This is a genomic window from Spirosoma sp. KUDC1026, assembly GCF_013375035.1.
Classification (GTDB): Bacteria; Bacteroidota; Bacteroidia; order Cytophagales; family Spirosomataceae; genus Spirosoma.
Window position 1 is genome coordinate 1,583,622 of record NZ_CP056032.1, and the last position, 20,177, is coordinate 1,603,798.

Annotated in this window: 16 protein-coding genes; 6 read left to right on the forward strand and 10 right to left on the reverse strand. The window is 52.1% G+C overall.

The genetic code is table 11. The annotated features are described in order from the left end of the window. Positions 1 to 30 precede the first annotated feature (30 nt). Entirely contained in the window at positions 31 to 1,329 is a 1,299-nt protein-coding gene (locus HU175_RS06745; RefSeq protein ID WP_228724348.1) for an MFS transporter, read from the reverse strand. A 412-nt stretch (positions 1,330 to 1,741) separates the two neighbouring features. On the opposite strand from HU175_RS06745, the gene HU175_RS06750 reads away from it, so the two are divergent. The 5 genes from HU175_RS06750 to HU175_RS06770 all read left to right on the forward strand — a co-directional run bounded on the left by HU175_RS06750 (position 1,742) and on the right by HU175_RS06770 (position 7,827). Further along, a complete protein-coding gene (locus HU175_RS06750; RefSeq protein ID WP_176565860.1) occupies positions 1,742 to 2,446 on the forward strand; it encodes a GNAT family N-acetyltransferase in 705 nt (234 codons plus the stop codon). Positions 2,447 to 2,570: 124 nt separating this feature from the next. Beyond that, positions 2,571 to 3,815, forward strand: coding sequence for an AAA family ATPase (locus tag HU175_RS06755; protein ID WP_176565861.1), 1,245 nt, complete (start codon positions 2,571 to 2,573; stop codon positions 3,813 to 3,815). A 29-nt stretch (positions 3,816 to 3,844) separates the two neighbouring features. Next, the gene (locus tag HU175_RS06760; RefSeq protein WP_176565862.1) at positions 3,845 to 5,785 is read left to right on the forward strand and encodes a CocE/NonD family hydrolase; all 1,941 of its coding nucleotides are present in this window, start codon (positions 3,845 to 3,847) and stop codon (positions 5,783 to 5,785) included. A 275-nt stretch (positions 5,786 to 6,060) separates the two neighbouring features. Next, positions 6,061 to 6,408, forward strand: a complete 348-nt coding sequence (locus HU175_RS06765; RefSeq protein ID WP_176565863.1) for a hypothetical protein — start codon at positions 6,061 to 6,063, stop codon at positions 6,406 to 6,408. Positions 6,409 to 6,513: 105 nt separating this feature from the next. Continuing rightward, positions 6,514 to 7,827, forward strand: a complete 1,314-nt coding sequence (locus HU175_RS06770) for a cryptochrome/photolyase family protein (protein ID WP_176565864.1) — start codon at positions 6,514 to 6,516, stop codon at positions 7,825 to 7,827. On the opposite strand, the gene HU175_RS06775 is transcribed toward HU175_RS06770, so the two are convergent. The 4 genes from HU175_RS06775 to recQ form a co-directional block, all read right to left on the reverse strand. Then, a complete protein-coding gene (locus HU175_RS06775) occupies positions 7,828 to 9,078 on the reverse strand; it encodes a lytic transglycosylase domain-containing protein (RefSeq protein ID WP_228724349.1) in 1,251 nt (416 codons plus the stop codon). It lies immediately after the preceding gene. A 68-nt stretch (positions 9,079 to 9,146) separates the two neighbouring features. Next, a complete protein-coding gene (locus tag HU175_RS06780) occupies positions 9,147 to 10,361 on the reverse strand; it encodes a lytic transglycosylase domain-containing protein (protein ID WP_176565865.1) in 1,215 nt (404 codons plus the stop codon). Between the two features lie 145 nt (positions 10,362 to 10,506). After that, positions 10,507 to 11,571: a lytic transglycosylase domain-containing protein gene (locus tag HU175_RS06785; RefSeq protein WP_410528596.1), complete on the reverse strand. Its 1,065-nt coding sequence runs from the start codon at positions 11,569 to 11,571 to the stop codon at positions 10,507 to 10,509. A 183-nt stretch (positions 11,572 to 11,754) separates the two neighbouring features. After that, positions 11,755 to 13,914 (reverse strand): DNA helicase RecQ, encoded by a 2,160-nt coding sequence (gene recQ / locus HU175_RS06790; protein ID WP_176565867.1) that lies wholly within the window; start codon positions 13,912 to 13,914, stop codon positions 11,755 to 11,757. A 151-nt stretch (positions 13,915 to 14,065) separates the two neighbouring features. Between recQ and HU175_RS06795 the strand changes: the two genes are divergently transcribed. Continuing rightward, the gene (locus tag HU175_RS06795) at positions 14,066 to 14,812 is read left to right on the forward strand and encodes a metallophosphoesterase (protein ID WP_176565868.1); all 747 of its coding nucleotides are present in this window, start codon (positions 14,066 to 14,068) and stop codon (positions 14,810 to 14,812) included. Positions 14,813 to 14,877: 65 nt separating this feature from the next. On the opposite strand, the gene HU175_RS06800 is transcribed toward HU175_RS06795, so the two are convergent. The 5 genes from HU175_RS06800 to HU175_RS06820 form a co-directional block, all read right to left on the reverse strand. Next, on the reverse strand, positions 14,878 to 15,831 hold the full coding sequence (locus HU175_RS06800) for an aldo/keto reductase (RefSeq protein WP_176565869.1): 954 nt from the start codon (positions 15,829 to 15,831) through the stop codon (positions 14,878 to 14,880). 143 nt (positions 15,832 to 15,974) lie between these two features. Then, positions 15,975 to 17,447 carry an IMP dehydrogenase gene (gene guaB, locus HU175_RS06805; protein ID WP_176565870.1) on the reverse strand — a complete coding sequence of 491 codons (1,473 nt, stop codon included), beginning with the start codon at positions 17,445 to 17,447 and terminating at the stop codon, positions 15,975 to 15,977. A 182-nt stretch (positions 17,448 to 17,629) separates the two neighbouring features. Further along, positions 17,630 to 18,901, reverse strand: a complete 1,272-nt coding sequence (locus HU175_RS06810) for a bZIP transcription factor (protein ID WP_228724350.1) — start codon at positions 18,899 to 18,901, stop codon at positions 17,630 to 17,632. Between the two features lie 217 nt (positions 18,902 to 19,118). Continuing rightward, positions 19,119 to 19,715 carry an IS630 family transposase gene (locus HU175_RS06815; RefSeq protein ID WP_228724414.1) on the reverse strand — a complete coding sequence of 199 codons (597 nt, stop codon included), beginning with the start codon at positions 19,713 to 19,715 and terminating at the stop codon, positions 19,119 to 19,121. After that, the gene (locus HU175_RS06820) at positions 19,706 to 20,131 is read right to left on the reverse strand and encodes a helix-turn-helix domain-containing protein (RefSeq protein WP_176565871.1); all 426 of its coding nucleotides are present in this window, start codon (positions 20,129 to 20,131) and stop codon (positions 19,706 to 19,708) included. Before HU175_RS06820 ends, HU175_RS06815 begins: the two co-directional genes overlap by 10 nt. Between the last annotated feature and the right edge of the window lie 46 nt (positions 20,132 to 20,177).

The window sequence follows — 20,177 nt, forward strand, 5'->3', positions numbered from 1 at the left end:
AACACAGCCGGGGCGGATTTCAAACGAGATTTACGCCCCAAGCTGCCGATACCGACGTAGTGTGAACAGGCAGATCAACATAGCAACGAGCGCCAGTCCACTTGCCAGCAAACCAATCTGCGGAGCCGCAATATACGCTAGGGCATGCCCCGCCAGGAAGGAACCTGCTATGTCGGAGAGGTTTACGAACGCCATATAGGTCGTAAACTGTGATCCTTCTACGCCCTTTCGACAAATGGCCATCAGCACCGGCATAGCCGAGATACTGATGCTGGGGTCCATAAAATAAAGCGTGACCAGACCAACCTGTGCGACTTCCTGTTTTACCCAGGCAGCCGAAGATGCATTAAAGCCAAAAAGGTAGAGGGCGACAATACCCGTAACGATAACCAGCAGCCGCCGGGCACCAATCCGATCAGCAATATAGCCTCCCGTAAACGCAACGATGGCGGCAACCAGCATCCCATACGTACCGGTCAGGAGCGAAACCGACGTGTCGGCCCAGCCCAGTTTTTTAATCAGGTGATAGTTATAGGCGCGGGAAAACAAACTGATGCTGACATAGGCCAGCACTGTAGCACCAAACAGCAACAAACTTTTTCGGGCAAACAACCCCCGGAATAATTCCGTAAAGAGCCATTGGAAATCGTTGTCCGGAGCGGCAGCAGTAGTAAGAGCGCTATTTCCACGGGAAAATACCGACGAGGAGGCCCGTCGAAAAGAGGGGAGTAATCGGTCCTGGGTTTGTTCCCGGATAAAGAACGTAAAGATCGTTAGGGTAAACAGGCAGAGAGACAAAGTTAAGGCGGCTGTATAAAACCCGTAACTGCGTAGAATCTGAGAAAATACAGCGGCCCCTACGCCAGTGCCTACCAGAAAGCCGACCCGCATGAACGCGTTAACCCGACCACGTTCCTCTTCGCTGATGACCGTAATGGCCATTGCGTCAACACTTGCATCCTGAATGGCCGCAAACACGCTATGTCCGAAGAAGAACCAGCCCAGCGTTTTCACCTCCGTAACGGGATTGTCGACCAGCAGGAGACCGAGTGACGCCAGAAACGCCAGCAGCTGAGCCCCCAGTACCCAGGGCTTCCGGCGTCCCATAGTCGACTGTTGATACCGGTCGATGAGCGGTCCCCAGACAAATTGAAACGCCCAGGGCAGTCCCACCACAGCCGCAAAGGATCCGATGGCTGACGAACTGACGCCTTCGGCCGTTAGATAATTTGCCAGCGCGGTCAGGGAGAACCCGGCTGGTAAGCCCTGCATCACGTACAGATAAAAGAAAACGACGTAGCGAAGCGGGCGACTTTGGCTGAGCGTCAATGGGTAAGAAGAAAATGTAGGGCCATTAAACATTTCGGGGGAAAGACAATCTAAGGATGGCAGGGTTGCGTAGTTACTTCGGTAGACCGACTAACGAAGTATTATGTTTTTCCGCTGACGAACTATCTAAAAAAAAATCCGTTATTCTATTGCAAGACCCGCGTAATCTGTCTAAAATTGCCCGCGTTTTCGCGCAAAAACCAATGGCAAAGCTCGTATACATACCGACCTTCTTCCATACTACGCCATTTCGGTTTAGGTCCGAAAGGACTATGCAAATTTGTTTGCCCATGCGGTAGACCTTTTACGCCTTTTTCCCGTTTACTTATTCCAAACAAACTCTCAGGACTGCTTGCCTGTGCTGGCAATGTATCCTATCAGCGGTAAAATTCAGGCCGCTTATATAAAGACAATGATAACGCCCGAAGTAGTTAACGATCAGTTCATTGTTCAGGTAGCCAACGAAAACCACCTGCGGCTGGCTGAAAGTATCTGTCACGAAATGGAGGAAAGCGCCAAGGCCCGGGGTACGGGCATTGCCAAGCGCTCGCCGATCTATGTGATGGAGAAGATGCTCGAAGGGAAGGCAATTATTGCAACCACCATGTCGGGCGACTGGGTTGGCTTCTGCTACGTCGAAACGTGGGAGCACGGTAAGTTCGTAGCGAACTCTGGCCTGATTGTTCATCCGGATTACCGGAAGAGCGGTATCGCGACCCGGATCAAAGCCAAAGCTTTCGAGCTGTCGCGCGCGAAATTTCCGGAAGCCAAAATCATTGGTATTACGACCAGTCTGGCCGTGATGAAGATCAATTCGGATCTGGGTTATCAGCCGGTTACGCTAAACGAACTGCCAGGCGATGATTCGTTCTGGAAAGGGTGCTCCAGCTGCGTCAACTACGACATTCTGACTCGTACCAATCGGAAGCACTGCCTTTGCACGGGCATGCTGTACGACCCGGAAGAGCATAAGCAGGAAGAGAAAAAAGAAAACTGGAACTTCCTGAAAGAGTCGTCCTTGTACGAGCGCTGGATGCGCATCAAAAAACGTATTCTGTTACGTATTAAACACGACCGCGTAAAAAAGCAGGAGCGCGAGCTGGAACCAGCCCACTAAGCTAACAGTTTGCGCGAGTGCCCTACAATATATAGCAAGAGCCCATCCAGAGAATTTCTGGGTGGGCTCTTGGATTTTGCGGGCCGGTGGTGGTACCTTACCGTTTTCCGACGCCAGCCCTACCATGGAAATAGAAATTCCTCATCGTGCACTTGTCCTGCTAATTGGGGTGAGCAGTGCCGGCAAATCCTCGTTTGCCCGTCGGCATTTTAAATCCACCCAGATTGTTTCGTCCGATCATTACCGGGCTGTGCTGACGGATGATGAAAATGACCAGACTGTAACGGGCGATGCGTTCCGGCTGGTGCGTATTATTGTCGAAAAACGACTGCAACGCGGCCTGCTGACGGTAATTGACGCCACAAACCTTAAAGCAACCGACCGGCGGGAATACCTCGACATGGCTCGTCAGTACGGGGTAATTGCTATCGCTCTGGTATTCCGACTACCGGCATCGGTACTTAACGGGCGGCATCAGGCCCGTCCCGATCGGAATTTTTCGGCCGATATCCTCCAGCGTCAGATCGAGATGATGCCGATCCTGGACCGGAATCTGCCTTTCGAGGGCTTCCAGGCGATATACACGCTGGACTCTCCAGACGAGATCGAACAGACTGTTATCCATCAGAAAGCCTCCCGCACCGATGGACCCTTTGATATCATTGGCGATGTGCATGGCTGTTACGAAGAGTTACTCGAACTTCTTGCCAAGCTGGGTTACGAAGCCGCTACATTTCAGTCGCCTACGGGCCGGAAAATCGTTTTTGTTGGCGATCTGGTCGACCGGGGGCCTGATTCAGTTGCGGTGCTTCGGCTGGTGATGCAACTGGTCGATCAGGGAAAAGCACTGGCCGTTCTGGGCAATCACGATGACAAACTCCGCCGGAAACTGCTCGGCCGGAACGTAGACATGACCCACGGACTGGCCGAAACCATAGCGCAGCTCGACGCTGAACCACCCGCTTTCCGGCAGCAGGTATTAACTTTTCTGGAGCGGACGCCGTACTATATTCGCCTGGACAACAAGCGGCTGATTGTTGCTCATGCCGGCCTGCGCGAAGACCTGCAGGGACGTAGCGGGGAGTCGGTGCGGGCGTTCTGCCTGTTCGGCGAGACAACTGGCGAGGTTGATGCTCAGGGTCTGCCGGTGCGGATCAACTGGGCATCCAGTTACCAGGGAAAGGCGGTTGTGGTCTATGGCCATACGCCCGTGAGCGAGCCGGTCTGGATCAATAATGCCATCGACGTCGATACGGGCTGCGTGTTTGGCGGAAAACTGACGGCGCTGCGGTATCCCGAACGGCAACTCGTATCGGTGCCGGCCAAACAGACCTACGCCGTTGCCAGACGACCATTTTTGACGTTGTAGTTAGTTTAATGACCATTAATCAGGAATCAATGATTCGTTTTGCTGCACTTTTCGGGGGCTTACTTTCCGGACTCGTTAGCTTTTCAGCCGTTGCCCAGTCGCCAAACGCCGACTCGCTTTTCGTTCGGCAGAACTATACCAAACTCGACCGGCAGATCACGATGCGGGATGGCACCAAGCTGTACACGCTTATCTACGTACCAACCGACGCGGGCGCGAGTAACCGTTACCCAATCCTGATGGAGCGAACACCGTATTCGGCTGGCCCCTATGGCGAAGCGAACTACCCCAAACGCGGCCCTGGTCCCGGAAGAGCGTTGTCGCAGGAGAAGTATATTTTCGTTTATCAGGACGTGCGGGGCCGCTATATGAGTGAAGGCCAGTTTGAAGAAATGACGCCAGGTCTAAATCAAGCCAGCAGAACCGGTCAACCACCCATGAAGGGCAAGAAAAGCGCTGCTCTTAAATCGACAACGGGCACCGACGAAAGCACCGATACGTATGACACAATTGAGTGGCTGCTTAAAAATATACCGAACAACAACGGTCGCGTTGGCATGATGGGGATTTCTTATCCCGGTTTCTACGCGTCGGCCGCCCTGCCCAGCGCGCATCCGGCCCTGAAAGCCGTATCGCCCCAGGCCCCCGTTACGGACGAGTTTATGGGCGATGATGCCCGGCATAACGGCGCCTTCTTTCTGCTCGACAACTTCTCGTTCACGAATTATTTTGATTCTCCCCGCAAAGGACTCGTAGAAAATTATAACCTGCTGTTCAACTGGCGGCCGAAAGATGCGTACCAGTTCTTCCTGGATCTGGGACCGCTAAAAAACACGAACAAAGCGCCGTATTTTAACAATCGCTCGAAAATCTGGAATGAGTATCTCGAACATGATACGTATGATGCATACTGGCAAAGCCGGAACATCCGCACCCATCTGAAAGACGTCAAACCCGCCACCCTCGTGGTAGGCGGCTGGTTTGACGCTGAGGATCTATTCGGCGCGCTACGTACTTACGAAGCCATTGAAAAGCAATCGTCGGGAAACAGTAATAAGCTGGTGATGGGACCCTGGACACACGGCGCCTGGTCTCGGGAAGACTGGAGCCAGTTCGGTCCACTCTCGTTTGGCCAGAACACCGCTAAATACTACCGGGACAATCTGGAAAATAAGTTCTTTGCCTTCTATCTGAAAGGTAAAGGTGAGTTTGATGCGCCGGAAGCTTCGGTGTTCGATACGGGTACGAACACCTGGCAGGCCTTCGACGCCTGGCCGCCCAAAGCGGCTCAGCCAGAAGCTATGTATCTGCAGCCAGCGGGCAGGCTGTCAACAACCAAACCAGCTGGTAATAAGTCATTTGAAGAGTATGTCAGCGACCCGCAGAAGCCAGTACCTTATACGGACGGCGTTCAGTCCCGCCGGAATAATCAGTATATGATTGAAGATCAGCGGTTTGTGGCGAACCGGCCGGATGTGGTTGTTTTTGAAACCGAACCGCTGTTGCAGGATATGACCGTAGCCGGACCGGTTGATGTACGCTTATTTGCATCAACGACCGGTACGGATGCTGACTTTATCGTTAAGATTATCGATGTATTACCCGATACAGTTGCGACACCAACCGAAGGGCCTGCTAAAGGAATGACGCTGGCCAGGTACCAGCGACTAGTTCGGGCGGAGGTATTACGCGGTAAATTTCGGAATAGCTTTAGCCAGCCTGAGCCGTTCAAACCGGGTGAGGTAACGCCCGTAAACTTCCAGTTGCCCGATGTGATGCATACATTCAAGAAAGGTCATAAACTGATGGTTCAGGTGCAGCACTCGTGGTTCCCGCTGGTTGATCGTAATCCGCAGACCTTCCTGAATATAGGGAACGCCGAAGCCGCAGATTATAAAAAAGCTACCATCAAACTGCACCACGACGGGGAGCATCCGTCCCGAATTGAACTTCCTGTGTTAAGAAAGTAAGTCGCTTCTTAACATTGGCTTAACATTGAAACTGATGCGAAGGACAAGGAAGCTGCTGATAAAGTAGCTTCCTTGTCTTGTTTTTGGATGTTATGGACGTTTGAGAGAGAAGAATTGGCTTTTTCAATGTTAAGTTTTTGCCAAAAGGTGAAAACTTAACATTGAAATCTTAACAATTACGTAATAATTTGGTAATATTGACATAACATTAGTCCCGACGACTGAATAAGGGATTGGGCGAGTGGGCATTGTTTTAACTTAACGCATACGAAGTCATGAAAAAGACACTCTTTTTTCTTTCGCTGGTAGGCTTCCTGGCAACGCAAGCCTCCGCTACGCCAGAAAAAAACCGAAAAACAAAAGCTCCTAAAGCGAGCATGGAGCAGCAACTTTCCAGATACATTACGTATCCCGACGCCATGAAGTCAACGCATCAGGCCGGGGTCGTGGTGATTCAGTTTCGGGTAAACGACGCCAATGAGCTGAATAATCTGAAAGTGTTCAGTAAAAATGAGGAGCTCAACTCAACTATTGTCAAACAATTAGTGGGTAAGAAACTGGTTGGATACGGTGATGATTCAGAGGAACTGCATACGGTCCGGCTTCGTTTTCAGCCCGAATAAGTAATACATTTCAAGAGCCGCTCAGCAACGTATTGCTGAGCGGCTTTTTCGTGCGTAAACATTTGCGTTTGCCCCGCCGTTAGTCAGAAAATACTCTGTTCATGTATGTCTGAAGCGTTATCGCTTGTGTGGCTCCGGCGCGATTTGCGGCTTGAAGACAACGCTGCCTTCTACCACGCCCTCCGAAGCGGCCACCCCGTAGTACCGGTTTTTATATTTGACAAAATCATTCTGGATCAGCTGGACGACAAAGCCGATCGGCGTGTTACGTTTCTTGTTCAGGAAATCAACCGACTGCGCGACGAACTGGCTGAGTACGGTTCGTCCATAGTCGTGCGTTACGGCAAACCGGTCGACGTGTGGAACGAATTAATCAAGGAGTACACGATTAGTGACGTGTTCACCAATTATGATTATGAGGTGTACGCTAAAGAGCGGGATAAAACCATCGGCGAACTGCTCGATAAAAAGGGCATCGGATTCCACAGCAGCAAGGATCAGACAATTTTCGATCGGGATGAGGTATTGACCAAAACGAATAAGCCCTACACCGTTTATACGCCCTACAGTAAAAGCTGGCATAAGAAACTTGACGAGTTCTATCTGAAATCGTACCCGACCAAAAAATACGTCGATCGGCTCTACCAAACAAAATCACTGCCCATACCAACGTTGAACGATATGTGTTTCGAACCCGTTGACGACAACATTCCGCCCCGAACGGTTTCCGGAAAGCTCCTGAATAGCTACGGCGATACGCGCGACTATCCGGCCCTGAAACGGGGCACGAGCCAGTTGAGTATGCACCTGCGATTCGGCACGATCAGTATCCGGGAATTGGCGCGACAGGCGCAAAAAGCAAAGGACAAAACGTTTCTGAACGAGCTTTGCTGGCGGGATTTCTATTTTCAGGTGCTTGATCACAACCCACACGTTGAAAAACACTCGTTTCGATACGACTACGATAAAATAGCCTGGCGCAATAACGAGGACGATTTTGAGAAGTGGTGTCAGGGAAAAACAGGCTACCCTATTGTCGACGCGGGAATGCGCCAGCTGAACACTATTGGCTGGATGCACAACCGCGTTCGCATGATCACGGCCAGCTTTCTCTGCAAACACCTGCTGATTGACTGGCGGTGGGGTGAAGCGTATTTTGGGAAGAAACTGCGGGATTATGATCTGTCGGCCAACAACGGCGGCTGGCAGTGGGCTGCCGGTTCAGGAACGGACGCTGCCCCCTATTTCCGGGTGTTCAACCCGACGGAACAGGCTAAAAAGTTTGATCCTGACAAGACGTACGTCAAACAGTGGGTGCCGGAATTCGGTACGTCTGATTATCCAGAACCCATGGTTGAGCATACGAAAGCCAGGGAGAGAGCTCTCGCTGCGTATCGGAAAGCCCTGAAAAAGTCCTGATTATAACTTCCAGTCCACCTGCCAGCCTTTCTGGATAGTCCTGGGTTTTGGGACGCCCGCCAGCCCGGTAGCCGGGTTGATAGCAAGCAAAGAGAGAGAAACCGTAGCATTAGTATCGGCTGTTACGGCTTTCGTCGCGCGGAAGAAGATGTTTCCCTGCCGGTCAATATCGTCAATCAGGGCATACAGAAAATCCCCTTTGTGTAGCTGCGTTTCGTCAATCTGTACGTCTTCTGTCAGCGTAAACGCCCAACTCTGCCCAACTTTTAACATACCCGCTTTGAGCAGCCGCGCTGTTACGTCGCCCATAAAAATAGTGGGGTGGGCGGCTCGTTGCTTCAGCAGATCGGAGAGCAGACTGTCCATAAGAACGGCTTCGCTGCGTTGCGGAGGTCGATTATCGGCTAGCGACTCGACCGGGACACCAACCGGTTCAGGATCTTCGTCCTGGAGCCACCCCATCCGCCGGGCCTGCTCGCGCTCCTGCTCGTAGGGGTTACCCATATCGGCCAGCATCATCCCAACAGAACCAACGCCATAAGATGGGTTGGTAAATAACTCCTTCATAGCCAGGATTCGGTAAAGGTAGTAACCCGTTTCGGGGTTCATGGCCATGGCGTAGTAGTTGCGGTGGCCCGCCCGAACGATCTTGCGCTGCACCATACCTACGCCACCATTATAAGCGGCAGCCACCAGGGTCCAGGAGCCCAGCTTCTGATGAAGGAATTTCAGGTATCGGCAGGCCGCTTCAGTCGATTTACGGAGGTCTGTACGTTCGTCGTTACTGGGAGTGATAGAAAGCCCCATATCCAGGGCTGTTTCATCCATGAATTGCCAGTAACCAACCGCCCCCGCCGAGGATACCGCGTTTGCCTGCCAGGCACTTTCAATCAAAGGCAGATACTTGAAATCGTTCGGGATGCTGTGCTTGCGCAGGATTGGCTCGATAACGGTAAAAAACGGAGCGGACCGCGCTTTCAAGCCGCGCACATGCCGAACGTAACCCGAGCTGCCTGCCAGCGCCAGCGCGAGTTTTGATGAAACCGTCCCCTGTTCGGTCGGGACAACCTCCCCGCAGAAATGCAGCCGGGCGGGGTTGCCTAGTGCAGACACCCCGTGATTGGTCGCCGGGTGCCGACGAGGTAGTTTCGACGGTTTTTTCTGCGCAAAGCCAGATTGCCCAAGACTGGTTATACACAAGGCAAGTACGGCAAGTATTGACCGAAGCGAATAGTGGCGAAGGGGAATCAATTAATGAACAAGTTGTTGAGCCCATGAACAACGGAAAAATTGGCCGTTTTAGTTCGTGAGTGTATGATTTACAGCGTTTTCCAGGTCAATATCCAGCCCGTTTTGACGTTTTCAACGTCGGATAACGTAATGCCCAATCGGCCCGTAGCCGCATCGACGACGGCTAAAGCCAGCTCGTACGTGTGTTTCTCCAGTGACGAGTAAAGTTTGTCGGCACGCAGGTACAAACGATTCGTTTTGGGATCGATGTCCTCAATAATAGCGTAGAGAATATCGCCTTCTTCTACCGTTTTGCCGTCGGCCAGCCCATCGCGGGTGAGGTGAAACACCCACGTTTGTCCCCGTTGCAGCGCTGCCGCTTCAACCAGCTTCGCTTTAATACCCCCTCTGAAAACGTCGGCTGCGTTGGGCAGGGCTATTGCCAGGTCATCGGTACTAACCCTGCCCGCGTCTGCATCGACAACATTATCGGCCAGTTGCGTCGATTCATCCAGTAAACCTTCTGGCAGAATGGCTTCGCTGTCGGGCAGTGAAGCCCCTTTCTCCAACGGGCCATTCAGCAAAGCGAGCAGTCGCTCCGGAATGATACCTTCGTAGTGCTGATAATTTGTCAGCAGCTCTTTGAACGCCAGAATCCGGTAGAGATACTGCCCCGTTTCGGCGTTCAGATGCAGGGAATAATAATCCCGGTGCTGCTGCCGACGAATATTGCTCAACAGCGCTCCGATACCATTGTTGTAGGCGGCAGCAGCCAGGGTCCAGGAACCTAGCTGATCGTGCAAATAGCGCAGATACCGACAGGCCGCTGTTGTGGATTTGACCAGATTCTGCCGCTCGTCGTGGCCTGGCTTAACAGAAAGCCCTAATTCCCGGGCCGTAGCGGGCATGAACTGCCAGTACCCCACGGCACCCTTGGGCGAAACCGCAAACCCACGCAGCGCGCTCTCTACCAGCGGAAGGTATTTGAAATCAAGCGGAATACGATGCCGCTCCAGAATAGGCTCGATAACTGGGAAAAACTCGGCCGACCGCTGGCGAATCAGCATCAGCGCCTGCGCCTGGTTCGTGTTCCGGACCAGCGCCGAAACCAGCCGTCGGGCAACGGCCTCTTCGTGCAGAGGAACCGACTCGCCACAGAAATAAACGGGCGACAGCCTGGGTGGAAAAGTACGGGGAGCGTCAGCTAACAGCGCTGGATCGACTGATGGGTTGGCGAAAGCCAGTGCTGAAAACCCCATCAGACATAGCTTCGTTAGTAACGCGACTATGACTATTAACTTCATCAAACGGTAGATACGGTTGCAAATCGGCTACCTGTTTGACGAAAGAATAATAGTATAGTAACAAGATGGATTAAAGATTTTACCCACTAACTGCTCGGGTACCGACGCACATCCCTGGGAACAAAGCATAAAACAGGCTGCTTGATTAGATCCAGTCCCAGATGTGAACTGGCCGCATACCCGCGTCTTTTTTGCGTTTCAGGAAGCGCGGTCGCCGGAAACGAAGGACCATGATGCCCATCATCAGCTTTTTGATAGGCAGGCTCGTGCTGGGCGTATCCAGATCCCCGTCGGGCATTGATAGGCTTTTTCGGAGTGAAGCGGCCCGGGCAATAAGTTGCTGCGTATCCGATGGCAGCCTGGTCAGTGACGTATTATGACGAGGTCCCCAGGTTGGGTCTGCGTAGTCGACGTCAACTAATTCGACTGTTGGAGAGTCATCGATTTTCTTGGGAGTTGCCAGTGGCTTGTTCCAATTGGGCAGCGGCTTAGTCAGCTCCGCGATAGTAGTTTCGTTGAGCAGCAGGGCATACTGACGCGGGTTACTGAGCAATTCTTTGTAGGCCAGAATCCGGAACAGGTAGTGGCTCGTTTCGCGATGCAGCCGCAGCTTGTAATAATTTGACTGCTTCTGCTGGCTCATTTTATTCTGGACATGCGTAATGCCGCCGTTGTAGGCGGCAGCTACCAGCGTCCAGGAGCCAAGCTCTCCGTAAAGCTGGTGCAGATACCGGCAAACGGCAACGGTTGATTTATCCAGGTCGTACCGCTCATCGACTTTGCTCGATACGGTCAGTCCCAGTTCGCGGGCGGTACCGGGCATCAGTTGCCAGTAGCCAGAAGCCCCTTTCCGTGATGTACTGTGGTTGACCAGCGCGCTTTCAACCAAGGGCATAAACCGGAAATCGCGTGGAATGCGGTACTTAACCAGAATGGGGTCAATAATCTTAAAAAACTTGGATGCTTTTTCCCGCATGTCAATCAGACATGCGGTCTGTGAACCATAGGTACGTAACGTCTGCGTCCATCGGCGGGAAACCTTACGTTCGTGAACCGGGACTTCTTCCCCGCAGAAATAAATCGGGAAAATACGTTTTGAGGAATCTGCAACCAGAAGAGAGGGCGTGTCCAGACTGTTCGCTAGCGACAAATTTCGGCTCGTATCGGCCCCGGTCGTTACCAGAGCAAAGGCGGGCTTTACAGCGGCCAGGAGCAGTGAAAGACTAACTTCTTTAATCAAAATAATGGTATTTGTTGTGGTACATTAAGACGACAAAACCCGTACTGACGTAACGGGTTCGGCGACTAACTGAGAACGAAATTAAGCGACTAGGGCGTAATAACCTACGGGGTAATCTGTGAATTATCCAACGGTCCAGGTTAAATTTGGATTTTACCTTTCCAATAAGGCGGTTACAAGGGTCAGCTGGGCGTAGGAGTACCGTCCATTCAAATGTTCGTGAACGGCTTTCAGTCGCCCGTCGGGCAGCCCAACAACCGCAACAGCCCGCTCAATTTCAGACCGTTCTACAGAGCTAACCTGAGAGGCCAGAAGTTCCTCCAGATCAATGTCATAACCGGCCCGGGCCAGTTGTACAAGGTGCCCGGTGATAGAACCCGTGGTAAGCTGCCGTTCGGCGGCAATCTCCTCCAGCGACATCCCCCGGTTGAATAAATCCAGCGTTAGTAATTGGGTCGATCCTTTCGGTTTTTCGCCAGCCTGCACCCGGCCCCGAACGTGGTTCTGAATAACCTCCAGAAATTGTCGCCCAAACAACTGCAATTTCCGTTCGCCCACCCCGCTGACGTTCCGTAAGGCGTCGGGCGTAGTGGGACGCTGCCGGGCCATATCTTCCAGCGTCGTATCGGTAAAGATAACGTAGGGTGGAACGTTCTGCTGATCGGCGAGTTGCTTGCGCAGAATTCGTAGTTCTTCGAACAGCTCGTTGCGGTTGACCTCGGTCTTGGGCTTCGCTTTTTCGACGACCGGCTTCGGTGCATCGTCGGGACGTACCAGCTCAATTTTGCGCCCTTCGTACAGCACCTGACTGGCCAGGATACCACGCCGTAGGGCGTAGTGCTGGTCATAGGCGATCTCGATAACGCCGATGTTGATGAGCTGATGCAGGTAATTGCGCCAGTCCTCGAAACGTAGATCTTTACCCGCGCCATACGTTTTGACTTGGTCGTACCCGCCCTGAATGATGGCCTGGCTCCGGGAGCCGCGCAGAATGTCGATGAGCAGATTCATGGGAACCCGCTCCCCCGTCCGAACAATGGCCGACAGCGCTTTCTGCGCCAGAATGGTCCCGTCGAACGTAACGCGCGGATCGCGGCAGACGTCGCAGTTGCCGCAGGGTTCGGGCAGATCTTCGGAGAAATAGGAGAGGAGAATCTGCCGACGGCAGGTATGCGCATCGGCATACTGCTGCATCCGCTCCAGTTTGGCCAGCTGCAGACCGAGGTTTGCCGGGTTGTTGTCCGCCAGCATATCCTTGTAAGTCGCTACGTCGGCAAAGCTGTAGAACAGAACCGTCTGGGCTTCGGCCCCATCGCGACCAGCCCGACCAATCTCCTGGTAAAAGCTTTCGATGTTTTTGGGCAGGTTGTAGTGGATAACCCAGCGAACGTTCGATTTGTCAATCCCCATCCCGAAGGCGATGGTCGCGCACATGATCCGCACATCGTCGCGCAGGAATGCTTCCTGTGTCCGGGCGCGGTCGTCGGGGTCCATCTTGGCGTGGTAGAAAGCCGCGTTGAATCCCTTCTCCTGCAGCTTGGCCGCCAGCGATTCTGTCGATTTTCGGCTCAGGCAGTAGATGATGCCGGACGTATCCGGCTTTTTCTGTAGCAGCCGGATAATCTGCTGAATTCGGTTTTGGCCGGGCAATACCTGTAAACTCAGATTCTGCCGGTTAAACGACGACACAAAGATGGCCGGGTCAATCATGCCGAGCCGCGTGGCGATGTCCTGCCGGGTGAGCTTGTCGGCAGTAGCCGTCAGGGCAACCGTCGGTACGTTTGGGAAGCGCTCCTTCAGAATATGCAGCTGCGTGTATTCCGGCCGGAAATCGTGGCCCCATGACGAAATACAATGTGCCTCGTCGATGGCAAACAGCGAAACCGTAGCCCGCTTAAGGATGTAGAAGAACGAATCGGTCAGCAGCTTTTCGGGCGATACGTACAGCAGTTTGATTTTTCCGCTGATACAATCGTCTTCAATGGCGCGCTGTTCCTGGCTGGTTTGGGTACTGTTGTAAAAAGCCGCCGAAATCCCGTTCATGTGCAGCGCGCCGACCTGATCTTTCATCAGGGCAATCAGGGGGGAGACTACAACGGTCAGCCCCGGTAACATCAGCGCCGGAATCTGAAAACAGACCGACTTGCCGCCCCCTGTGGGCATCAGCACCACCGTATCCCGTCCGCTCAGCACCGACCGGACGATATCTTCCTGCATAGGCCGGAAGCGATCGTAGCCGTAGTAGCGTTTGAGATAATCAGCGGGTTCGCGGAGACGGGGCTGTTCGCTGATAAAAGCGTCGTTGGGGGTCATTGGCTGCACAAGTACTAGTCAAATATACACAAAAAAATCGACTCGTCCCGGTCGTGTTTCCGGGTTTTGGTACCATCTTCCGCCGTCACCGACTAACTTATCGGCATTAAGTCAGTTACTGATATACCACGTAGGTAGTACTTGTTCGACAATGCGCATTGCTTTCATTACCGATATTCACATTGGGCCTAATGGCGAAAAACCACAGGGGGTCGACGTCCGGCGTAACTTTTTAAATGCGCTGGCTTACCTGTCGGGTCTAAAACCGGATTGCCTGGTTATTGGTGGAGACCTGTGTGTCGACGTGGGTGATACGGCCATTTACGAGTGGGTAAAACAACAACTGGCCCCGCTGCCGTATCCGTATTACGTTATACCGGGTAACCACGACGACTCGGTGATGCTGGCGAAGGCGTTCAGTCTAACGCACCATCTGCACGGGAATGAGCTTTACTATGCCCTGCCGCTGGAAGGCCGGCCGACGCTTTTTCTGGACAGCGCCCGGGGCGTTTTTTCGGTCGAACAACTCAATTGGCTGAAGGAGCGTCTAAGTGCTTTGCGGGACAATAACGTACTGATTTTTATGCACCATCCACCGTTGCTGGCCGACGTAACGTTCATGGATGGTAAGTACGCTTTTCGGCAGAGTAATGAGTTTCTGGACGTGATTAAAGATCTGCCCTGTCATGTTACAGTGGTCTGTGGGCATTACCATGTCGAGAAAACGGTGCAGCGCGGCAACCTGCTGACGTTAATTACTCCTTCGATATTTTATCAATTGAAGCACGATTCGCCAACGTTCGCGGTCGACCACTACCGGATTGGCGTTCGTGAGCTGAATTTGACCAACCACGGCACTAACAGTACGGTGCATTACCTAGATGGGCAACTGGTCTAGCCGACAAGTAAAATGCCCAGTAACGTAATGATTACGTCCCTGGGCATTTTCACTACGTAGTATACTTAGTAAGCACTGGCGGTTGTCAGCTTATCCAGCGCATCCTTATCCAGATTAAGGTCAGCGGCTTTGGTGATGTCTTCCACCTGCTTTACGCTGGTTGCGCTGGCAATGGGCGCGCCAATATTGGGTTGGGCCATCAACCAGGCCAATGAAACCTGAGCCGGTGTTGCATTATACTGGTCGGCTACTTCGTCCAGTGCTTTCAAAATTTGCTGTCCGCGATCATCCAGGTACTTTTTAACGCCTTGTCCCCGCGGACTTTTCGATAAGTCGGCTTCCGATCGGTATTTACCCGTCAGGAAACCGCTGGCCAGTGAATAGTAACTGATGACGCTCAGGCCGTAGTCAGCCACGATCGGCGCGTATTGAGTTTCGTACTGCTCCCGGTCGTACAGGTTGTATTCCGGTTGCAGTGTCTTGTAAATAGGAAAACCTTCCTTTCTGCTGATTTCCAGTGACTGTTTGAGCCGTTCCGGCGAGAAATTCGACGCTCCAATGTAGCCAACCTTGCCCGATTCAATTAAATCGCCGAAGCTGGCCAGCGTTTCTTCAATGGGCGTCTGTGGGTCGTCGTAGTGGGACTGATACAGATCAATATAATCTGTTTGCAGCCGTTGCAGCGATTCGTCAACGGTTTTCTGCATGTAGTTCTTCGACAAATTGCCTTTTCGGCCGGGTGTCTGCGTCGAACCAAGCTTGGTAGCGATAATAACCTGATCGCGCTTACCGCTTTGTTTGAGCCACTTGCCAATGATTGTCTCCGACTCACCTCCTTTATTCCCGGGTACCCAGTGCGAGTACGTATCGGCGGTGTCAATCAGGTTGAAACCCGCGTCAACAAAGGCATCTAACAGTTTAAACGAGGTGGTTTCGTCGGCCGTCCATCCGAATACGTTGCCGCCAAACGCCAGCGGAGCAACCGACAGATTCGTGCTACCAAGAGTACGTTTTTCCATTGCGTTAGTAAGTTATAAATGCGGCCCGGCGCGCGAGCCGCTACACATGACAACTAACCCCGCCAACGAACGGTTTTCCGGAGAACAAAAAGGGGCCAGCAGATAACCTGCCAGCCCCATTTTCATCCAGACTCAATCAGATACTACCGAGCTGAATAGTTTGGTGCTTCTTTCTGAATCGAAATATCGTGTGGGTGGCTCTCCCGCGAACCGGCTGTCGTGATCTTCACGAACTTAGCTTCCTGCAGAGCCGTAATGGTGGCGGCACCACAGTAACCCATACCCGCTTTCAGGCCGCCAACCATCTGGTAAACGATTTCGCCGACGCGCCCTTTGAATGGCACACGGCCCACGATACCTTCCGGTACCAGCTTTTTGATGTCGTCTTCGGCATCCTGGAAGTACCGGTCTTTTGAGCCATCTTCCATCGCTTCCACCGAGCCCATGCCGCGGTACGTCTTGAACCGGCGTCCTTCGTACAGCACCACTTCGCCGGGGGCTTCTTCGGTACCGGCCAGCAGCGAACCGATCATCACCGTGCTGGCACCACCCGCAATGGCTTTCGTAATGTCGCCCGAGAAGCGGATACCACCATCGGCAATTACGGGAACGTCGGTTCCCTGCAGCGCTTTGGCCGCTTCATAAACAGCCGATAACTGCGGCATCCCGATACCGGCAATAATCCGGGTGGTACAGATACTACCGGGACCAACACCTACTTTAACGGCATCGGCACCGGCGTCGGCAAGGGCTTTGGCACCTTCGCCCGTAGCCACGTTACCGGCAATTACCTGGAGATTGGGAAACTGCTGTTTGATGTTACGAACGGCGTCTAGCACCCCTTTTGAGTGACCATGCGCCGTATCTACGCTGATGACATCAACACCGGCTTTCACCAGTGCTTCAATGCGCCGGGTCAGATCGGGCGTAACGCCCACGGCCGCACCAACGCGTAACCGGCCCAGCTCGTCTTTGCAGGCGTTCGGGTGATTTTTCTTTTTCAGAATGTCCTTGTAGGTAATCAGGCCAACTAACTGATAATCATCGTTAACGATTGGCAGTTTTTCTATGCGGTATTGCTGCAGAATGCTTTCGGCTTCTTCGAGCGTGAATCCGGCTTTGGCCGTGATCAGGTTCTCACTGGTCATAATGCCCGTAACCGGCTGCGATAGATCACTCTGGAAGCGTAGGTCGCGGTTGGTCAGGATACCGACGAGCTTGTTAGCATTATCCACGACGGGAATACCACCAATCTTGAACTCGCGCATAATCTTGAGCGCGTCGGAGAGAGTAGCTGTTTCGAGCAGCGTAATAGGATCGATGATCATCCCACTTTCCGAGCGTTTCACTTTGCGGACCTGCTCGGCCTGCGCTTCAACGCTCATGTTTTTGTGGATAATACCAATACCGCCTTCCTGCGCCATCGCAATTGCCAGATCTGATTCGGTAACGGTGTCCATAGCCGCCGAAATCAGGGGAATATTCAGCTGGATGCTGCGGGTAAGTTTGGTCGTGGTTTGCGTATCGCGTGGGAGAACCTCCGAATAGGCAGGTAATAGCAGTACGTCGTCGTAGGTGAGAGCCTCGTAGAGAAACTTGCTGGTATCTAAGCTCATGGCAAATAAACAAGAGGTGTTATTTGCCAGACAAAACTACGGAAAAAATTTAATTTGAGCGTGCCTTAATGGAAAAATAACATTCAGCGATGCCTGGATGGGCTTTTGTCCAGGATATGTACAAAAAATCCCTCAGGCAGTTATACATACCTGAGGGATTTTTGACTGGAAAATAGCTTATCTTATTTTCTCTCGATTAATTGCTTAACCAACTTTTCCAGCTCATCAATTCGGTTATTCTGCTGCTGATTGAGTTGACGCTGTTGCTTATTTTCTTTCTCCAGTTGAATGCTGTACAAGGTCAGCTCTTCAATCTTCTCCAGCAACTTAGCATCCATCTTGGCTACGTCGACGCCCTGCTCGACTACTTCGCTTGCCGAGGGTAGGCCAGGTAAGTGGCCCTTCTGTTTGATGTGTTGTTCAACCTCCGCCAGGGGTGTCAGCGTATAGCCTGGTGCAAACACGTAATCACTCCACTCGCTGGCGTTTTTGACGGCTACCTTCACTTTTTCGGTCAGAATACCTTTAGAGACAAACAGGTTGTAGTCGTTAGGTGTCTTGCTAATCCCCTGGCCGATGATGACCGCGTTGTCGTCGATGCTTTGCAGATACGTACCGTTGCGTTGCCACAGATCAGCGCTGATGCGCCCACCGCTGGTCGTACTGCCCAGTACAACGTTGCCTGATCCATCGACGGTGAGGAATTTGGTTTGGCCGGTTGCGCTGGCGGGGGAGTTACTGGTGAGATTCTCCAATCGTAAACCTGACTGATTAGCCGTACCTGTTACCAGGTGTAGTTTGCTGGAAGGTGATGAGGTACCAATACCCACGTTAGCACTGTTACCTAGTACCAAACTGTTACTAGCGGATACAACGGCCCGGAAGCCAATGGCCGTAGCGTTGACCAGCGCCCCTGATTCTACGTTAGCTTCGAAGCCAATAGCGGTGTTGTTGTTGCCAACGGTATTAGATGCGCCGGCGTTGGTGCCCAGGAAGACGTTGAAGCCACCGGTGGTGTTAGCTCCGCCCGCATTGTCTCCTACAAAAAAGTTGGCCGTGCCTGACGTATTGTTGTTGCCAGCATTGGTCCCCAGCATGAAATTGGAATTACCATTGGTGTTGGAGATGCCAGCGTTGACGCCCATGAACGTATTGAACTGACCGGATGTGTTAGAACGTCCTGCCTGATAGCCTATAAAGGTGTTAGCTGATGCGTTGGTACTGTAACCAGCGTAATACCCTAAAAAAGTATTCTGCCCCCCCACTTCATTACTTCTGCCAGATTCTGTGCCAATAAATACATTACTTGCTCCGACCTTATTACTGAAGCCGGAATAGTCTCCTACAAAGGTATTTGTGGAAGCTGTCGAGTTATTATAACCGGCTGCATAACCAATAAATACGTTACTACTGCCGCTGGAATTGTAGTATCCTGCATTGTTACCCGTGAACACGTTGCGTATGCCGTCTATGTTACGATTGCCAGCGGCACAACCTGTAAATACGTTGCCATACCCTATTGTGTTGATCTCACCTGCATTATTACCCGTGAATGTATTGAGCCAACCGGTTGTATTAGCATAGCCTGCTCTGTAACCAGTAAAAACGTTAGACCCTCCAGTTGTATTCTTTGATCCAGCATCGTTAAGTAATGCGACAAAATTAGTTTGACTAAAAATCGCTGAATCGAATGAACAATTCCTGACCCACAGCGGCTAATGCTAACCAGACGGCATAAAACAACGTGTTACTGGTCTGATAATCTTCAGGCCGTAACCAACGCGCTTTCAGCTCTTTCCAAAGTCGTTCAGCCAAGTTCAAATGGGGGCTGTAAGGCGGCAGATAGAACAGGTATAAGCCCCGTTGGTGCCAGTCTCCAAGCCGTTGGCGAACTTTATCGGACGTATGAATCCGGGCGTTATCGAGTACGATTACCGTTGGTTTGGACAGCCGCCAAGACAGTTCTTCTAACTGGTTGACGACAAAAGCTGATGTAATAGAGCCATTTGTGGTCGCATAGTGCAACTGATTCTGGCGCGAAATCATCCCAAAACAATTCAGCCGTTGGCCCTTTGCGACCTCAATATGCACCGATTCATCTTTAAACTGCCAACCGTAGGGCACGTATCCTTCTTCGCTGACGCTGGATTCATCGCCGTAAAAGAGGTCAATAACTCCGGCCTGACTTTGCTCTTCCAGCAAGCTAAGAGCCTCGTAACGAACCTGGTACAACTCAGCATTTGGTTTGCTTTTGGGTCTCAGTCTGATGCGTCGGTAAGAACCGTCAAGTTTTTTAAAAAGCGTTGCAAGGTCTTTAGGCTCATGGAACGACCCGTTCGAGACTCAATCTGCGCTTTAGCCTGATTCAGTCGCTGCCGTTCGTTCTGCACTACCTGTCGTACTAAAGTGGCATCGGTTTGCTTGTCAAGCAGGGCTTTACGCCCTCGTCCGGGTTTGGTCCGCAGGCCGTTGAGTCCCGCTTGTTGATAACGGTTTAACCAGGCATTGACCGAGACATAGTGCTGTTTAACGAGTTGAGCAACTTCTTTGGAGGTACGGCCCTCACTTTTGAACAAGACGATCTGGCAACGTTGGCGAAAGGCATGGGAGGTGTCGCTGCGAAACGCTTGTTCAAGGGCTTGCCGTTCGGCGGGTTGGAGTTCGATAGTGCGCGGTTTTCCCAAAGCTAGCTTGTTTTTAAAGCGAAGAACCGAAACATACTTGTATTAA